The sequence below is a fragment of the Pseudoalteromonas sp. SG44-5 genome, assembly GCF_014164175.1.
Lineage (GTDB): Bacteria > Pseudomonadota > Gammaproteobacteria > Enterobacterales > Alteromonadaceae > Pseudoalteromonas > Pseudoalteromonas nigrifaciens.
On the sequence record NZ_JACJES010000017.1, the window covers coordinates 1 to 18260 of the forward strand.

Consider the following 18260-nt stretch of genomic DNA (forward strand, 5'->3'; position numbering starts at 1 on the left):
GTTACTTTAAATTGCCACAAAGGCGTGAAGAAAGAAGCTATAAAAGATGGTTAAAACCCAAACCATCAAAATACCCATCTAACAAAAATAAAAATACCAGTCAGCTTAACTGACTGGCATTACTCGTAATGAGCCTTTTTTATTTAATCATATTCTGTAAATCTAAAGCCAATAAGGCTTTATATCGAACGAAGCCAATCTACTTTGCTCCATTGCACTTACCAAGTATTCTGTTTTTTGTGCTAGCCATGTTTGAATTTTAGCTAGCTTTTCATCTTCTTGACCACCGCAAAGCTGCTTTAAATAGTCAAGGGTACTAAGCTCGTACATACCATGAGAAATATCAAGCCAAGGGAGTCTAAACTCTAAGCGCTCTTCTTTATCAAATAACGCACCTAAACAATTACCACTTAGTAAACTGTTCTCTAATTGTGTGCGTATATTAAGGTAATCATTCGCGGTTAAAGTTTGTTCTTTAGGTAACAGCTTATGCAAATTTCGCCAATCTTTATCAAACAAACGGTTAGCAATGCTGGCTACCGATTGGTCAGCGTTTTGTAATTGCTTTTGATCCCAAAACTTGCGCCATTGTTTGTCTATTAACCAGGTTGTTAACGACAGTATTAAACGATTATAGCGTGCACTATGAAACAGCGCATAAATGTCGTCAATGCTAGGCTGTAGCTCTTTTAGGTCATTAATAACTTGTGTTAATGCCGGTGCGTTGTTTATTTTTTTATAAAAAGCGTGGCGTTTAGAAGTATAGGTTTTTAATTGAATTGCATTTTCAACCCACGCTAACTCGCTGAGTAACCACTTTAATTCGTTGCGTAAATGCTCAGTACTTTCTTTGCTAACAATGTCGTCAAACAACCAAAAGTTATGACGAATTAAGCTTATACCGTCGGTTACTCGCTTTAATGTTTTTAAACTTGGCTTATCGAAATAACATTGTTCGTGCTTTTGCACAAAACGAATACCAAAACCCATAGCCTCTATTAATGCTTGCTCTTGGGTTACTTGCCCTTTGAGTTTAACAAACCCAATAGACTTACTTGGTTGCAGTGGCGTGTCGTCAGCAAGGCGATACCCTCTTGCGGCCTTTGAATACAAACCTAAGCGAATACAGTTTTGGCTTACTAATTTATCGGCTAGCGCAAATAATTCATTACGGCTGCCCTCAACAAGTTCAATTTCAAGCTCGCTGATCACCTCAACTTTACCCGCTGCGGCAATTTCACCTTTATCAAGCACTACTTCAATTTTTGCACCGTTTTGAGTCTCAATTAACCAAGTACGGCGAATAAAGTTGGTACTAAAAATCGGATGTATATTTTCTGCAATAACATTGGCTTGCATGCCATGAGGCCAAATAGATGGGTCAAATGCCATTAAATCTGGACGATTAGACTCTATTGGTAAGTTAAATTCAGGGCGTTGATGTAAGCCCCCAACAACCTCACCGGCGAGTTTAATTGTTTGCTCACATTTATTATCAGCACAACGCGTTCTATAGCCAATATCAAGGGCTCTAAGCTCACGGCTTGGCGTATCATAATAAGCATTTTGTAAACTTCGAGATGGCTTATTAGTAACTGTTTTTGCAAATTGTGTAATTAATGAGGGGATCAGTGGAATGACGGCATCTGATACCAAAAATTTTAGTTCTATCTCAGTATCCATTAGTTATGCGGATTACCCTTAAAATTAATAAGTGGTCAAAATAAACAAAGCCGCCCCATATTGCAAATATTTTAGTCAAAATGGGCCGCTAATAAAATAACACCGGTTACAATATCAACCTTGCTATTGCGCTATTTAATCCATATTATCGCTATACTTATGTGAAATATAAAATCACGTTCTAAACGGACACGGTTAGATTAACAAGGTAAATAAATGCTAAAACACTGTTTATTATGGCTGTTTTTAACAGCCTCAACATTTGCGAGCCAAGCAGAAGAAGCTCAAACAGCAGCCCCCACCAATGCAAAAACAGCTTATATAATTGACAATCTTTATACGTTTATGCGCTCTGGTGCGAGCAAAAACTATCGTTTACTCGGCTCTATTGATGCAGGCACACAACTGACCTTATTATCGAGTGAAGAAAACGGTTTTTTAAAAGTTAAGGATGATAAAGATCGTGAAGGTTGGGTTGAAGCTAAATACATTACACAAACAGCTGGCTTACATAAGCAGTACCAAACGTTAAGTGATGAAATGAGCTCAATACAAAATGAACTGCGCCAAGCACAAGTTGAATTACCGCAGTTGCAAGAGCAAAACGTGCAGTTAACAAACCAAAACAAACAATTGTTTACACAAATAACTCAATTAAAAACTACACTTGAGCAAGAGCGCACTTTAAAGCAAGCTACTAGCTCTAAAGAAAAACGCCAATTACTTACTTATGGCGGTGCTATTGCATTTTTAGGATTGTTTTTAGGTATTATATTAACGATTGTGTTGTCTCGCCGTAAGCGCTACCAAGGCTGGGCATAACACGACAACTTAATTAGTCGCATAAAAAAAGCATCATTAGATGCTTTTTTTATGCCTGCAGTTTATATTACAAATCTAGGCGCAGACCCGGATCTTGTTTTATTTTTTCAATTACCATGTAGGTGTGATGCGTTCCCACTCCAGGTATATCAACTAAGTCGCCAAGCACTTGCCTGTACTCGTCCATGTTTGATACCCTGATTTTCAGCAAGTAGTCGTAGCCACCAGCAACCATGTCGCACTCCACTACTTGCCTAATTTTTAAAATGTGTTCTCTAAACACTTTAAATACCGCGGTATTTGAAGTCACCAGCGACACTTGTACATGTGCAACTAAGCTTTGATTAAGCTTGGCTTCGCTAAGCTTTGCAACATAGCCTTCAATATAGCCTTCTTGCTCTAAACGCTTTACACGATCAAGACAAGGGCTGGGGCTTAAATTAACCTGCTTTGCGAGGTTAACATTTGAAATTCTGCCGTTCTGTTGCAGAACGTCTAAAATAGCTAAATCGATACGATCAAGCAGGCGTAATCTATTTGGACTCGTCATAACAGAACTTTATACGGATAAGTAGAAAATATGCCCTGTAAATTAGCGTAAAACGCCAAATTTAACCAGCATATTCTGCTGAATTTTAATTAGAATGCACGCCTTACACCAACGAATATTTAGTGGTAATTAATTTTACCTTAAGTTTTAACACTCCTGAGGGTTGCTTATGTTATTCAATAGCGATTTGACAACGACTTGTCCAATTCGACAAAAAATCCGTGACTTCTACCGCATCGACGAAAATGCGGTTATCGATCATATTTTACCACTTGCTGAAGTAGGTGTTAAAGCACGAAGTCGTGCCTGGGAAAGAGCTCGCCAAATTGTTTTAAATATTCGTAAAGACCAAGATGGTCAAAGCGGTGTTGATGCACTATTAAATGAGTTTTCACTCTCTAGTGAAGAAGGCGTAGTATTAATGTGCTTAGCCGAAGCCCTGCTTCGCGTACCAGACAAAGCAACTCAAGACACATTAATTCGTGACAAATTAGCAAAGGGCGACTGGAGCTCTCATTTAGGCAGCAGCGATTCGTTATTTGTTAACGCATCGTCTTGGGGTCTATTAGTAACCGGTAAAATGGTTAACTACACAGATAAAACCAAAGAACAGCAATTTGGTATGCTTAAAAAAACCATAGGTCGTTTAGGCGAGCCTGTTATTCGTAAATCAGTAAACTTTGCGATGAAAATTATGGGTAAGCAATTCGTTATGGGTCGTACCATTGACGAAGCAATAGTACGTGCTGCCGATAAAGAACAAAAAGGTTATGTATATTCATACGACATGCTAGGCGAAGGCGCGCGCACCATGAAAGATGCGCAGCGTTACTTTGACAGCTACATGAACGCGATTCATGCTATTGGTAAAGCGGCAAATGGCCGTGGCCCAATAAAAAGCCCAGGCATTTCAGTTAAGCTTTCTGCTATTCATCCTCGTTATGAGTTTACGCATAAAGAACGCGTAATGGCCGAGATTGTGCCTAAGCTTAAAGAGCTTGCGCTAGCAGCTAAACAATATGACATTGGCTTTACTGTTGACGCTGAAGAAGCAGACCGTTTAGATATTTCTTTAGATGTAATTGAAGCGGTATTTAGTGATGACGACCTAGCAGGTTGGAACGGCTTTGGTTTAGCGGTTCAAGCGTATCAAAAACGCGCTATATTTGTAATTGAATGGCTAACTGAACTTGCAACCCGTGTGGGTCGTAAAATGATGGTGCGTTTAGTTAAAGGCGCTTATTGGGACACTGAAATAAAAACCACACAACAAGATGGTTTAGAGCATTTTCCGGTATTTACTCGCAAAGCAACCACCGACGTGTCTTATAAAGCGTGTGCCATGAAAATGCTCGAAGCACGTGATGTACTTTACCCACAGTTTGCTACCCATAATGCCTACTCAGCAGCAACTATATTAGAAGTGGCTAAAGGTGATAACACCGGTTTTGAATTCCAACGTTTACACGGTATGGGCGAATCTTTATTTGACCAAATCGTTACCGAGGAAAAAATTCAGTGCCGCGTATACGCACCAGTGGGCCAACACGAAGACCTGCTGGCTTACTTAGTACGCCGTTTATTAGAAAATGGTGCTAACTCATCGTTTGTTAATGCCATTGTAGATACCACTAAGCCAGTTGAGTCACTATTACCTGACCCGGTAGAAACACTGCAAGGTTTACGTAATAAATACAATACGCAAATTAAAATGCCAATTGACTTATATGGCGCCGAGCGTGCCAATTCAAAAGGCATGGATTTAACCGATATAAACGTGATCACTCCGTTTAAAGAAAACCTTGATCTGTGGTTTAACGAGCACTTAATTGAGCCAAGCCAAGTACCTGAAGGCTCTGTGGCAGTTAAAAACCCGGCAAACCACAAAGAAGTAATTGGCCATATAAAACTGCAATCTAGCGATGAAATGCAAATTTTGCTAGCCAACGCAGAAAGCGCTTTTGAATCATGGTCACAAACATCGGTAAAAGAACGTGCTAATTTATTACGCCGTGTTGCCGATATTTTAGAGCGTCATCATGACGAACTAGTGGCTATTTGTATTAAAGAAGCCGGTAAAATAGCTAAAGATGGTATTGATGAAGTACGCGAAGCGGTTGATTTTTGTCGTTACTACGCAGCCCGCGCTGAAGAGCTATCGCAAGATGAGCGCTTTGAAGCTCGTGGTGTTATTTTATGTATTAGCCCATGGAACTTCCCGCTAGCTATTTTCTTAGGCCAAGTAGCCGCTGCCATTGTGACCGGTAATACCGTTATTGCAAAACCAGCTGAGCAAACCAGCCTAATTGCGCTGCGTGCCATTGAACTTATGCTGTCGGTAGGTTTACCTGAGCATGTTGTGCAAGCGGTAATAGCCCGCGGTAGTGACGTAGGTAAAACAATTGTTCCGGATGAACGCGTTCAAGCAATTATGTTTACTGGCTCGACTGAAACAGGCACGCTTATTTCACAAACACTCGCGGCGCGTAGCGATATTCAAGTACCGTTAATTGCTGAAACAGGCGGCCAAAACTGTATGATCGTTGACTCAACAGCACTCCCTGAGCAAGTGGTTGACGATGTAATTAGTTCTGGTTTTCAAAGTGCTGGGCAACGCTGTTCAGCGTTACGTGTATTATTTATTCAAGAAGACGTTGCCGATGGCATAATCGAAATGCTTAAAGGTGCACTGGCTGAATTACATATAGGCGACCCATCGTTACTATCTACTGACGTAGGCCCGGTAATTGATGAAAAAGCGCTGAAAAGCTTAAACGATCACGTTGAGTACTTAAAAGGTAATGCGACATTACATTACGAGTGTAAAATTCCAGATAACACAGTAAATGGTGCGTACTTCTTTGCTCCTCGCTTATACGAAATAAAAGACTTATCGGTACTTAAGCGTGAAGTATTTGGCCCATGTGTACACGTTATACGCTTTAAATCGAGCGAACTAGACAGTGTTATGGATCAAATAAACAACACAGGTTACGGCTTAACTATGGGCGTGCATTCGCGTATCGAAGAGCGCTGTGAATACCTAGCTAAAATGTCGCGTGCAGGTAACGTATACGTTAACCGTAATATGATTGGCGCTATTGTTGGTGTGCAACCATTTGGTGGCCGTGGTTTATCTGGTACTGGCCCTAAAGCCGGTGGCCCTAACTACTTACAACGTTTAGTAAAAGAAAAAGCATCGCCAGAAAACGTGCAAATGACCAATCTAACGCCAGACGAGCTGGATTTACACCACTACAGCGGTGCAAATGAGCAAGTAGAAAAGCTAATGATTAACTCTATGCGCGATGAAAAAATTTGGCGCTCAACACCATTAAACGACCGTGTATCTGCGGTGCGTCAATTGCTTGCTAAAATAGCCACAGTTGAAATTATTGACGACTTAGCTGACGATTTAGCACTAACACTTGCCGATGCACGTGCACAACTTAATCGCTTAGAAAAGCACATGCGTAAATTTACTACATTACCAGGGCCAACGGGTGAGTCTAATACATTGCACCTTGAAGCACGTGGTTGTGTTGTATGTTACGCCGATAAGAGCACATCGTTTAACTTTTGGGCATTATCGATCATTACTGCAATTGCTGCGGGTAATACGGTAATTACTGTTGCTTCTGAAATATTTTATGAAGAAGCGGTTGCCTTTAGAGATAAATTTATTGCCACCGGTGTTGCCGAAGGCGTGTTCCAAGTAGCTAAACCAAATCAGTTACAAGCTATATTGGCACATCCGCACTTAGCCGGCGCTGTGGTTGCAGCACGCTCTTCTCGCTTTGGTTATTTCAGCCAGCAGCTAGCGCAGCGTAAAGGTGCTATTTTGCCAGTGATCAGCTCTGAATATTACGATACGCTTATTAAACGTTTAGTAACTGAAAAAACCATCAGTATAGATACAACGGCATCGGGTGGTAATACATCGCTGATGACGCTTGTTGAAGATGATGAGTAACTAGTTTAGCACTAATTACTTATTCGTATGAAAAGGCACCTTAGGGTGCCTTTTTTACTATGTTAATTGTAATATTTTTGTTACTTTAACCAGTAGAATACTTATATGAAGTGAATTAAATTGAAAGTCATTCCAATTTCGCAGTTATTACCTGGCATGTTTGTACAAAGCGTAACAAAGCAAACCGGACGTATTAAAATAAAAAGCCAAGGCTGGGTTAAAACCCAGGCAGGCATCGATAAGTTAAAAAATGTCGGTATTTTAGAAATTGAAATAGATCCAGATAAAACCCTCATCGAATCAGTGCCTGAGAAAGAGCCTGCCAATACACCTTCCCCTGTTGCAAAGCGCGATCCTTGGCAAAAAACGCACAGTGCTGAACAAGAAATGGGCAAAGCTAAAAAGCTCTACGATGAAGCTAAATCTCTACAAATTAAAGCATTTAAAGATATAAAAGCAGGCCGAGATATAGACATAGCGCCTTTTAGAGATCTTGCTAGTGGTTTTATGGATTCGGTATTTAGAAATCAAGATGCACTTGCTTGTCTTACTCAAATGCGCCAAAAAGATGCCTACCTGTTAGAGCACTCTATTAATGTTTCTATTTTAATTAGTATTTTTGCCAAGCATTTGAATATAGATAAAGATATTATTGAACAGCTAACTACTGGCGCGCTACTGCATGATATTGGCAAAATAAAAATTCCTGATGCAGTACTCAATAAGCCGGGACGTTTTACTGATGAAGAATTTACAATAATGAAAAATCATGCGCGCTTTAGTAAAGAAATTTTACAAGCTGCAGGGCTCAAAGGTATAGCTGTTGATATTGCCGGTATGCACCATGAACGCTTAGATGGTAAAGGCTATCCGTTTGGTAAAAAAGGCGATGAAATAAGCCAGTATGTGCGTATGGCGTCAATTGTTGACGTGTATGATGCACTCACAGCTGAGCGCGTTTATAAAGCGGGTATGGAGCCGATAAAAGCCTTTAAAATATTAAAAGAAGGTTGCCCTGATAGTTTTGATAGTGAGTTATTAACTAAATTTATTCAGTGTATCGGTATTCACCCGGTAGGCACACTGGTTAAGCTCTCGAGTCAAAAAGTGGGACTGGTGACACAGAGCAACCCTGCCAGCCCACTAAAGCCCGTTGTTAAAACTTTCTATAGTGCAAAGCATGGGCGCTACACCCAAGTGCAAGACATAGATTTGGCACATAAAAAAAGTCAAGATACGCTTGAGTCGGCAGTTAAAGCTGACGAATACAAAATTGACTTACAACGCTTTTATAAAAATTCAATTTTACCCTAATTAGCCGCTATTGCGGCCAATCTTGTAGCGCCTTTAAGCTAAATTCGTAGCCGTCAAAATCAAGTACGCTTTGCTCTGGTGTTATTTCTCGCACTGTTAATGCACCTATACTATCGCCCTCAAAAAGCTCGCGACCATTGAGCTTGATCCAACGCTTATCGAGTGCAGAGGAATATATATGCGCCTGATATTTAAGTGGCGGTAACATGGCTTGCAATCCATCTGGCAACAGCTCTATTGGTTGCACTCGTGATGAGCTGCGCGTTGCTTGCGTTACTTCGTAGTTTTGTGTTTTTTCTGTATCTTGAATAGCTTGATCAAAAGCTGTTTCTAGTAATGTTGGGCTCTTTCCAAGCGCAGGTCTTTTAGTTTTTTGTGCTGTAGAGCCTTGCGAATCGAGCGGTTTACCAAGCACTTTATACTTACTTAAATCAAGCGATGCCGATGAAGGCATATTTGTTTGAGGTTGCTGCCCAGCAGCTTGTGTTGCCTGGCTACTAGTTTGATTGAAGCTAGGTTGATTATAATGTGGTTGTGAATATCCCTGCTGATTAATTGCGCCTTGCCCATACGTACCCTGAGCAAAACTATTTTGCGGGTTTAGGTTTTGCTGAAGTGTGGCTTGATTTTCCATTATTGGAATATATTGCCCTTGCGGCGTAAGTAACATTTGTACAATACCACTGGGGGTTTGTACATACACTAACTGACCTTGAATTGAAGTTGCTGTATTTACTGCTTCTGGCGGGGCCGTTTTTGGCGCTGATGGTTGCGCCGCTAATACAGCTATGTTTTGCTCTGCAGTTTGTAATCTTGCTGTATTATCTATATCCGATTTGGTTGTTATTGTTGGTTCTTTATCGGCATTAGTATTTTTTAATATTGCTGTAGTGCTAACTTGCTCATTATTACTATTAAATGAGCTGTTTTGTAGCCATTTCCCACTAACAAAACCACCAGCAACACTAAAGCTAACCGCTAAGCTGCCACCAATCACAAACGCCAAGCGGCGGTATCGCACTAGAGCTTGTTGCTGTTTAGCCTGCTGTGCCTGTAAGTCATACTGCTCGGCGCTTATATCGGCTTGTTGCGATTGCTTTAACGCATCTAATAAATAAGACATTAATCACCTAACTATAAAATAAATGAAAGCCCTAAGCCGGCTGCAAATAAAGCGACAAAAGCAGAGCAATATAGCCAATATGGCACGGTTTTAGGTGGCGTATTATTAGCCGCAATGAAATCGGGTGGTAATGATTCCAGAGCAGATTTTTTTATAATCTCGCTATCTATTGTTAATTGCTGTTTTGCAAATGCCCCTACTAACGCCCGCTCACACACTAAGTTCATTAATCGTGGCACGCCACCGGTAAGTTGATGAACGCTTTGCATTGCTTCCAACGAAAAAATACCTTTATCACAGCCTGCAATATGTAAACGATGCTTAATGTATGCCACCGTTTGTCCTTGTGTTAAAGGCAGTAAGTGATAGCGAGCTGTTATACGCTGTGCAAGCTGCCTTAACTCATTTCGTTTTAATAATACTTGCAGCTCAGGTTGCCCCACCAGCACTATTTGTAATAGCTTTTTATGATCGGTTTCTATGTTGGTTAGTAGGCGCAGTTGTTCTAGTACATCGGGAGCAAGTAACTGCGCTTCGTCAATAATAAGTATGGTATGCCCACCCGCTTTATTATTTGCTTCTAAGTGCTTTTTTATAACATCGGTAAGGCTTTTTAGACTCGCATTTTGTGCATCATAATTAATTTTAAGCTCATCACAAATACTCGCCAAGAGCTCAAGCTCTGATAATGCCGGATTATGGATCATCGCAACTTGAGTATTCTCTGGCAGTTTTTCTAGCATACTGCGAGTAATGGTTGTTTTACCGGTACCCACTTCGCCGGTTAATAATACAAAGCCGCCGTCTTCACCTAGTCCATAGGTAAGGTGCGCTAACGCTTCTTTATGTCGCTCACTTAAAAACAAATAATGGGGATTAGGCGAGATTGAAAAGGGTTTTTCATGCAAACCAAAATAGCTTAAATACACCTGAGTATTCCTTGGTAAATAAATCCCCTCCATAATGGCAAAAAAAGAGCCTTAGTGACAACACTCAGGCTCTTTTATTATTGAAATAACGTAAATTAATGTAAAAAGCACTGCTTTCAACTTAGCTGTGCATTTACTTATATTGGATTATTTTTCGTAACGCATTAAGCGCAAATAAACACTACTGGTTTTAGCGTGCAAACTATTTAATCCACTGTCAAACTGATAAACCCAAGCAGAATTAATCGTATTTACACCTGAGGTATTGGTCCAATAGTTTTGTAGCTTTGTGCCCAAAAACACCGATTCGTTAATACTTGGCTCTGTACATCTGTGTTCAATAATACTTGCTAACTCTTTAATATTTGGTACTTGCCAGTCATTATAACTTGCCGTTGTATCGTTAACTGCGCCTCGCAATGCAGCTTGCCAGGTTAATGATGGTGTAGAGCCTTCGCATGTTGCTGTAGCATTGTTATACACTTGTCCGTAACTACAACGCTGCCACATTAAACCTGTTTTGCTATCTGACACTGTGCCATCGGGATTTATTGTAAATCGCTCTGTTGGTGTTGTTTGCGTAACAGAGTCATAACAAACCCCAGCTATTACGTTAAAGCTTAAACTCATTGCCGCAAATGTAGTTATTAATTTAAATTTCATATACTTCCCCTAACGGCTTCTAACTAAACGAACATAAGCAATATTACCTTTTGGATAAGCAAGGTCATTACCATCGCTCATATCTATAATATAAGCTTGCGATAAACTGGTGCCATCAACCGCTGTTTGAGAGGTCCAATAACGCAAGTGACCCAGTAAACTAACCGCAGGCGTATTAGGGAAAATACTCTTATCTATTAATACATTTTGCCCTTGCTTGCCATAATCTACTAAGCTTAGTAGCTCGGTGTAAGTGGGTACTCGCCAATTTGTGCCACCACAAAAATCTAGCGCATTTACTTCTTGTATATAGCTTTGCAATCCGCAATCAGTATTGCTTGGGCAACTGGAGTTAGCTGCGCCTCTTGCTCCGCCTACTTGAGGAATAGCAGATTCAGTAAGGTACCATGTATAAAGATTTTGCCCATCGCGTAATGTAGTGTTAGGTACCACACCTGACACAGGGCTTTTAACCTCCCACACTAAACCGGTTACGTTGTCGCGAATACAACTAAAATTTTGTGCGTCATCAGCCACTTCATCGGCAAACTCATTTAGTTTGGTGTAATCAAACGCTAAATTACCTTGCCCTACTTTGGCTAAACGATTCGCAAAGCTGTCTCGACCAAGTTCAGCATCTTGATTTGGAAAGTCTTTACTAACACAGTTTATACGTTGAGTATTGTTGTAACACTCCCCTACACCTGTATCGTTTATTAACCCAAGCGCTTTAGGTGCAACATCTACAAATACACTATCGTTTGCGGTGCGCCCTTTTGAATCAGTAACCATTACTTCAAAGCTTAAAGTGGCGTTAGTGTCTATGTCTGAGGCATAAAAAGTAGTAATACATTGATTACTATTAGCTAATGTTTCCGCTTTGCCGGTTAGTTGTTGCCAGTCACATTTATAAGTACTGGTTGCGGCAGCGCTGTTACTTGCATCTAAGGTTACTTTATCAAACTCGTTAACTTGCTGATCAGCCCCGGCATTGGCAATAACAACTTGTGCTGTTTTATTTAAAGTCATGTCATATTCAGAGGTTGACTCTCCCCCTTCATCATCGGTAACCGTTAATGACCACTTTAAATTTGTATGGTTTTCAAGCAGTGGATGGCTAAAGCTTAAGGTAGAATTAGTAAAACTATTAATATTGAGGGCTGGTCCTGATATTAATTGCCACAAGTAGCTATTAATTTGACCATTTGTATCTGGATCTGTTGAGTCTGCTGCGCTTAGCGTTACGGTATCGTTATAAACCGATGGCAATACTTGCGGTGCTGTTTGAGTAATTACAGCTTGGGGTAATTGATTGTTTGAAGTAATAAAAATACTAATATCGTCATGTACTAAACCACCACCGGTTGTTTGATAGCTTACTCTGAGCACCAGTTCACTGTCTGCTTTTACATCTGGCGCGGTAATAGTTTGCACTGCACCATCGAGCGGAAATCCATCAACAATGGGGCCGCTTACGCGCTGCCAAGTAAACGTACCCTCGGTAGGTGAGCCTTTTGCAGTAATAGTAAAATCGGTTTTTTCAATAATTTGCAAATCGTTACCTGCAAATACTGAAGCTTGAGTGTTATCACCATCATCAGAGCTCCCCCCACCTCCGCATGCAGCCAATAGCCCACACGACAATAACGGGATTAACGCAATTGCTCTCATACTAAGCACCTTTTTATATCAAAAAATAATTAATAATTATTTAAAGCAATAAAAGTGCCACTAAGTACTATAAATAACTATCTTGATGAATACGTACAAATAACTTAGTACCTATTTTACTGTAATCAACCTTGTATTCCCGCCCATCAAGAGCTTGAATAAATAACAATCGTTTTTCTTCGCCAAACACATCGGCGCTACCAACATAAACAACTTCTAAGTAACGCTCTTTTGCGTCACGGCGGTTTTTTGGCAGCTCTTCTTTAAATGGTTCTAAGCCATTTTGGGTCACTTTAATTCGAGGGTGGATCTCAGAATTAACAATGACTAAATCAAGTTTTTTGTCTTTATGTATTATGGTATTACGACCACTTTTTAAAAAAGCTCTTTCTTGGCTCATTATTATTCCTACTGCCGCGTTTTAATTACTTACTTGCGACGCTATAAATTTAAGGGGGTCGCGCTGCCATGCATTTAAGTTAGCACTAAATTCCCAAATATTTCTATCTAATACACTCGCTGGTAATAATAGCTCATAGCCTGTTAGTAACTGCAAATGCTTAGCCCTGTTGGCAAACATTGCTATTAACCCATTATAGCTAATTCCATTTTTAGATCTATATTGTGTATCCTCTACCAGCCATTCTGATGGGCAATCGCCATTTTTGCAATTCTTTTGAATTAGTTGCATAAATAAATGACGCTGCTCTATCAATAATTTCCCTGCGATTCTTGGGGCTAAACCCGTTAAAAACTCATCCATATCGTTTACCTTAATTCCTACCACGTTAAGCTCTAAGTGCTCAAGCCCTACTGCTATTTTGGGTATTCCGCTTGATTTAAAATTACTATGAGCTAAATGCCAAACACCATATTTGTGCTGATAAGTTAACTGCTCAGTGGTTAACACTAAGCTATAAAATGGCTCTTGGGTTTTAAAAAAACCAATTGTTATTGCTGCAATACACAAACTAACTAAAAAAATTTCTAGAATGCTAATTTCACCAGGGCGTAATAAATTAAACAGCATAATGAATAACAAACCAATCGCACCAACAATTAATACTTCTATGCCATGCTTAGCTCCCTGCGCACGATACTTAATTTGCATAGCGTTAAACTCATCCATATTGATAATAAACACTGTAAAAAATGAACATAATAATGCCCCACAATGCTATTTTTCTGAGCATTAAACATTTTTTGCACGACGTATTTAACTTCATAAAATACCTTTTAAAGCTCAAGCATGAGTTTATTTAATTAATTATTATAACTTTTACGCTTAATTCACAAATTAATGGGACATAATACCGCCTTTTCTCGGTGTTATTTCGTACAATAGTTATAATTTATTTTTTGGTATTAAAGCAATGTACTCAAGACAATCAGGTAGAGCTCTTTTTCCATTTATTATTACGCTACTCGTAATATTTAGCGTTTATTTATATTTACCCGCTAGCCAAGGTGAACAAGCAGATTTTTCACAAATGGCCACGCAAGTGTCTGCTCACACTGTTACCTCGCAAGAAAATGCAGTAATGATTGAAGCTATTGGTAGCGCTCGCGCTAACCAAGCTGTATATATTACCAGCGCACAAAGTGATTACGTGACTAATATTTTCTTTGAAGATGGCGACCTAGTTAGCAAAGGCCAAAAGCTAGTACAACTGCAAAGCCAACAAGAACAAATTGCTGTAAAAGAGCTAAATATTAATTTACGCGAAGAAAAACGCCAACTCGATAGACTTACCGAACTTTCACGTTCTCAGTCAACAGCAAAATCGTTACTTGAAGAGCAATTATCACGAGTTGATGCCACGCAAGCACAATTAGAAAGTGCTAAAACCAAGCTAGCTGAAATGACCATTACCGCGCCATTTTCTGGCATGTTGGGCAAGCGTGAAATATCGATTGGTGCCTATGTAAATAACAGTTCAATTATTACCACGCTCGATGACATAAGTATCATTAAGGTAGACTTTAAAGTACCTGAAAAATATTTAGCGCAATTAGCTACCGGCATGAAAGTGCTCACTCAAAATGATGCTTATCCAGATCAAACCTTTATCGGTAAAGTAACGCATATTAGTTCGCGTATTGACTCGGTAACGCGTAGCGTAGAAGTAACCGCCAGTTTTGCAAATAATTCAGGTTTGCTTCGCCCTGGTATGCTACTTAAAACAGCGTTAGAGCTAAGTAGTAACCAAGCATTAATGGTTCCAGAAAAAGCAATTATTCCGCTACAAGACAAACATTACGTATTTCAAATTTTGGACGGTGTTGCTAATCGTGTTGAAGTGCATATTGCGGGCAGAAATAACGGCTGGGTTGCTGTTGATGAAGGCTTAACCGATGGTGAGCAAATTATAACTGAGGGGCTAATAAAAATTCGCTCTGGCAGTAAAGTTAGCGTGAAGGGATAACCCGTGAAAATTACCGATATTAGCGTTAAACGCCCTGTTTTTGCGATTGTAATAAACCTACTTTTACTCACCTTTGGGCTCGTTGCTTTTAGCATGCTGCCACTGCGTGAGTACCCTGATATTGAAACACCTATTGTTAATATTAGTACCGAATATACAGGTGCTTCTGCAGAGATCATAGAAACCAAAATAACCCAAGTCATCGAAAACCGTATCTCGGGTATTGAAGGCATTAAAAGTATTAACTCATCGAGCCGTAATGGCCGCTCCAATATTACGATTGAGTTTGATATTAAGCGCGATATAGATGCTGCATCTAACGATGTGCGTGAGCGTGTTGCCCGCGCCGCAGATAGCCTACCTGAACAAGTTCGCCCGCCTGAGGTATCTAAGTCTAACAGCGATGAAAGCCCTATTGTATGGTTTGTGCTAAACAGCGAAACCATGAACTCAATGCAATTATCTGATTACGCACAGCGTTTTATTGTTGATCGCCTAGCCGTAGTTGATGGTGTGTCTAACGTACGCATTGGTGGTGAGCGAAAATACGCCATGAAAATTTGGCTAAACCGCCAAGCAATGGCTGCTCGCGGTATTACTGCGAGCGATATAGAACAAACACTACGCACCGAAAACGTAGAGTTACCCGCTGGCGAAATTGAATCGGTTGACCGTGACTTTACTGTACGTACAGCCCGCAGTTATAAAGATCAGCGCGACTTTCAAAACCTAGTAATAAAACGCGGTGATGACGGTTACCTAGTACGCTTAAGTGAAGTGGCTGATGTACAACTAGAAGCCGCCGATGACGAGAGTTTATTTCGTGGTAATGGCCGCAATATGATTGGTTTAGGCATTGTAAAGCAAGCTAAAGCCAACACCTTAACTGTGGTTGATAACGCCCGCGCCGAACTTGAAAAAATAAAACGTAACCTACCCGAAGGAACCACTATAGAGGATAGTTACGACTCATCTATTTTTATAAAAGAATCGATTAATGAGGTATACAGCACCCTTGCTATTTCTATGGGCTTAGTTGTATTAATTATTTTTATATTTTTAGGTAATATTCGTGCCACCTTAATCCCTGCAGTTACTGTGCCGGTGGCGTTAGTGGGTAGTTTTATGTTTTTACTCGCTATGGGTTATTCCATTAACTTACTTACTTTACTTGCACTGGTACTAGCAATCGGCTTAGTGGTTGATGATGCCATTGTTATGTTAGAAAACATTCATCGCCGCATAGAGCTTGGCGAGCCTCCTTTATTGGCCGCTTATAGAGGCGCGCGCGAAGTGGGCTTTGCAATTATTGCCACCACTTTAGTGCTTATTTCGGTATTTGTACCCTTAGTATTTATGGATGGCCGTATTGGTGCTTTATTTACTGAATTTGCTATGGCGGTAAGTGCCGCAGTGTTTTTCTCAAGTATTACAGCACTTACTCTTTCACCTGCGTTATGTTCTAAAGTATTAAAAGCCTCTGAAAAAGAAAGTAAATTTAGCCAGTCGATGAACCGCTTTTTTGCTAAGGTAGAGCTTAGTTACCGTAACTCGCTTGCCTCTAACATGACCCGTAAATGGGGCTTAATGATCAGCTTATTATTAGCTGGCTTTGTAAGTTATTCATTATTTACTCAAATACCCTCTGAGCTAACACCTAAAGAAGACCGTGGTACCTTTTTTGTTATGATGAGTGGCCCTGAAGGCGCCAGTTATGAGAACAATGCCGCTAACATGAGTAAAATTGAAGATCGCTTAATGCCTTACTCTGAATCTGGCGAGCTAAGCCGCGTACTTGTGCGCGTACCAGGCTGGGGCGGCAGTGGCGGTGTAGCAATTGTAGGTATGGCCGATTGGGACAAACGCCAACGTTCTACCTGGGAAATAATGGACGAAATAAGCACTAAACTGCAGGAAGTTACCGACGTGCGAGCCTTTGCTATTATGCGCCGAGGCATTGGCGGCGGTGGTTCATCACGCCCAATCGAGTTTGTACTACAAGGTAACGATTACGCACAACTAGCCGATTGGCGCGACCGTATTATAGAGCGCGCTGAGAAAAATCCAGGACTGGTTAGAATCGATCATGATTACAAAGAAACATTCCCACAGTTTTTAGTCAGCATAGATAAAAACAAAGCGGCCGATTTAGGTATTTCAGTATCTGATGTAGGGCGTACACTCGAAACTATGCTAGGTCAGCGTCGTGTTACTACTTTTATAGATCGCGGCGAAGAGTACGACGTTATTTTAAAAGGCACTAAAGAAGACTTTGCCAACCCTACTGATATATCAAACATTTATCTTAAATCACGCAGTGGCGAGCTAGTCCCGCTTGATAGTTTAATTAGCTTAAAAGAAGAAGCTACCGCATCGCGCTTAAACCGCTACAACCGTATGCGTGCAATTACCTTAAGCGCCAACTTAGCCGATGGTTATACACTTGAGCAAGCACTTAACTTTTTAAACAAAGTGGCCATGGAAGAAAACGACATAGATGGCGCGATTGACTACAAAGGCGAGTCGCAGTTGTTTTATGAAGGTGCTTCGGCCATGACCTACGTGTTTATTTTAGCACTTACGGTTACCTTTTTAGTACTAGCGGCACAGTTTGAAAGCTTTATGCACCCATTTGTAATAATGCTTACCGTACCCCTTGGCTTAATGGGTGCTATGTTTGGCTTGTGGGCCACAGGACTTACGCTCAATATTTACAGCCAAATAGGTATTGTGATGCTCATAGGGTTAAGTGCTAAAAACGGCATATTAATTGTTGAGTTTACTAACCAACTACGCGACAAAGGCGTAGAGTTTAGCGAAGCTATTTTACAAGCCGCTACGCAGCGCCTACGCCCTATTATTATGACCTCATTAACCACTGTAATGAGTGCGGTACCTCTGGTTTTAGCCTCGGGCCCGGGTGCAGAAAGCCGTATGGTAATTGGTGTTGTAGTGTTTACCGGTGTTGTTGTATCAACCCTACTGACTCTGTTTGTAGTACCTGCTGCTTACTATGCACTTGCGCGCAATACACAGTCACCTGAGTTTTTGCAGCAAAAACTTGATAAACAAGCCGCTAAAAAGCCATTCGAAGAGATCTAACCTC

13 protein-coding genes are annotated in these 18260 nt (G+C 40.5%); 5 read left to right on the top strand and 8 right to left on the bottom strand.

Translation table 11 applies throughout. The annotated features are described in order from the left end of the window. Positions 1 to 162: 162 nt before the first annotated feature. The gene (locus H5079_RS14130; protein WP_182684338.1) at positions 163 to 1683 is read right to left on the bottom strand and encodes a CYTH and CHAD domain-containing protein; all 1521 of its coding nucleotides are present in this window, start codon (positions 1681 to 1683) and stop codon (positions 163 to 165) included. Between the two features lie 216 nt (positions 1684 to 1899). Between H5079_RS14130 and H5079_RS14135 the strand changes: the two genes are divergently transcribed. Further along, positions 1900 to 2505: a TIGR04211 family SH3 domain-containing protein gene (locus H5079_RS14135; protein ID WP_011328919.1), complete on the top strand. Its 606-nt coding sequence runs from the start codon at positions 1900 to 1902 to the stop codon at positions 2503 to 2505. Between the two features lie 67 nt (positions 2506 to 2572). Here H5079_RS14135 and H5079_RS14140 read toward each other — a convergent pair whose 3' ends face one another. Next, positions 2573 to 3055 carry a winged helix-turn-helix transcriptional regulator gene (locus H5079_RS14140; protein WP_011328920.1) on the bottom strand — a complete coding sequence of 161 codons (483 nt, stop codon included), beginning with the start codon at positions 3053 to 3055 and terminating at the stop codon, positions 2573 to 2575. A gap of 169 nt (positions 3056 to 3224) precedes the next feature. On the opposite strand from H5079_RS14140, the gene putA reads away from it, so the two are divergent. Together putA and H5079_RS14150 are read left to right on the top strand one after the other, a co-directional pair. Then, entirely contained in the window at positions 3225 to 7028 is a 3804-nt protein-coding gene (gene putA, locus H5079_RS14145; RefSeq protein ID WP_179808038.1) for a bifunctional proline dehydrogenase/L-glutamate gamma-semialdehyde dehydrogenase PutA, read from the top strand. A gap of 120 nt (positions 7029 to 7148) precedes the next feature. Then, positions 7149 to 8342, top strand: a complete 1194-nt coding sequence (locus H5079_RS14150; protein WP_182684339.1) for an HD-GYP domain-containing protein — start codon at positions 7149 to 7151, stop codon at positions 8340 to 8342. Positions 8343 to 8349: 7 nt separating this feature from the next. Here H5079_RS14150 and H5079_RS14155 read toward each other — a convergent pair whose 3' ends face one another. From H5079_RS14155 to H5079_RS14180, 6 genes are all read right to left on the bottom strand, one after another. Beyond that, a complete protein-coding gene (locus tag H5079_RS14155; protein WP_182684340.1) occupies positions 8350 to 9465 on the bottom strand; it encodes a general secretion pathway protein GspB in 1116 nt (371 codons plus the stop codon). An 11-nt stretch (positions 9466 to 9476) separates the two neighbouring features. After that, positions 9477 to 10394, bottom strand: coding sequence for an AAA family ATPase (locus H5079_RS14160; protein ID WP_182684341.1), 918 nt, complete (start codon positions 10392 to 10394; stop codon positions 9477 to 9479). Positions 10395 to 10541: 147 nt separating this feature from the next. Beyond that, complete coding sequence (locus H5079_RS14165) at positions 10542 to 11057, bottom strand: DUF1566 domain-containing protein (protein ID WP_011328925.1); 516 nt, start codon at positions 11055 to 11057, stop codon at positions 10542 to 10544. Positions 11058 to 11066: 9 nt separating this feature from the next. Beyond that, on the bottom strand, positions 11067 to 12728 hold the full coding sequence (locus tag H5079_RS14170) for a DUF1566 domain-containing protein (protein WP_182684342.1): 1662 nt from the start codon (positions 12726 to 12728) through the stop codon (positions 11067 to 11069). A gap of 67 nt (positions 12729 to 12795) precedes the next feature. Next, complete coding sequence (locus H5079_RS14175) at positions 12796 to 13128, bottom strand: hypothetical protein (RefSeq protein ID WP_011328927.1); 333 nt, start codon at positions 13126 to 13128, stop codon at positions 12796 to 12798. Positions 13129 to 13149: 21 nt separating this feature from the next. Beyond that, a complete protein-coding gene (locus H5079_RS14180) occupies positions 13150 to 13857 on the bottom strand; it encodes a DUF2982 domain-containing protein (RefSeq protein WP_179808032.1) in 708 nt (235 codons plus the stop codon). Positions 13858 to 14101: 244 nt separating this feature from the next. Between H5079_RS14180 and H5079_RS14185 the strand changes: the two genes are divergently transcribed. Both H5079_RS14185 and H5079_RS14190 read left to right on the top strand, forming a co-directional pair. Then, positions 14102 to 15154 carry an efflux RND transporter periplasmic adaptor subunit gene (locus H5079_RS14185; protein ID WP_089368651.1) on the top strand — a complete coding sequence of 351 codons (1053 nt, stop codon included), beginning with the start codon at positions 14102 to 14104 and terminating at the stop codon, positions 15152 to 15154. 3 nt (positions 15155 to 15157) lie between these two features. Further along, a complete protein-coding gene (locus H5079_RS14190; RefSeq protein ID WP_182684343.1) occupies positions 15158 to 18256 on the top strand; it encodes an efflux RND transporter permease subunit in 3099 nt (1032 codons plus the stop codon). Positions 18257 to 18260 lie beyond the last annotated feature (4 nt).

What these genes read in the sequence shown, in the direction of transcription:
- H5079_RS14130 (WP_182684338.1), bottom strand. Translation starts at nt 1,683, where the DNA reads ATGGATACTGAGATAGAACTAAAATTTTTGGTATCAGATGCCGTCATT.
- H5079_RS14135 (WP_011328919.1), top strand. Translation starts at nt 1,900, where the DNA reads ATGCTAAAACACTGTTTATTATGGCTGTTTTTAACAGCCTCAACATTT.
- H5079_RS14140 (WP_011328920.1), bottom strand. Translation starts at nt 3,055, where the DNA reads ATGACGAGTCCAAATAGATTACGCCTGCTTGATCGTATCGATTTAGCT.
- putA (WP_179808038.1), top strand. Translation starts at nt 3,225, where the DNA reads ATGTTATTCAATAGCGATTTGACAACGACTTGTCCAATTCGACAAAAA.
- H5079_RS14155 (WP_182684340.1), bottom strand. Translation starts at nt 9,465, where the DNA reads ATGTCTTATTTATTAGATGCGTTAAAGCAATCGCAACAAGCCGATATA.
- H5079_RS14165 (WP_011328925.1), bottom strand. Translation starts at nt 11,057, where the DNA reads ATGAAATTTAAATTAATAACTACATTTGCGGCAATGAGTTTAAGCTTT.
- H5079_RS14170 (WP_182684342.1), bottom strand. Translation starts at nt 12,728, where the DNA reads ATGAGAGCAATTGCGTTAATCCCGTTATTGTCGTGTGGGCTATTGGCT.
- H5079_RS14175 (WP_011328927.1), bottom strand. Translation starts at nt 13,128, where the DNA reads ATGAGCCAAGAAAGAGCTTTTTTAAAAAGTGGTCGTAATACCATAATA.
- H5079_RS14180 (WP_179808032.1), bottom strand. Translation starts at nt 13,857, where the DNA reads ATGGATGAGTTTAACGCTATGCAAATTAAGTATCGTGCGCAGGGAGCT.
- H5079_RS14185 (WP_089368651.1), top strand. Translation starts at nt 14,102, where the DNA reads ATGTACTCAAGACAATCAGGTAGAGCTCTTTTTCCATTTATTATTACG.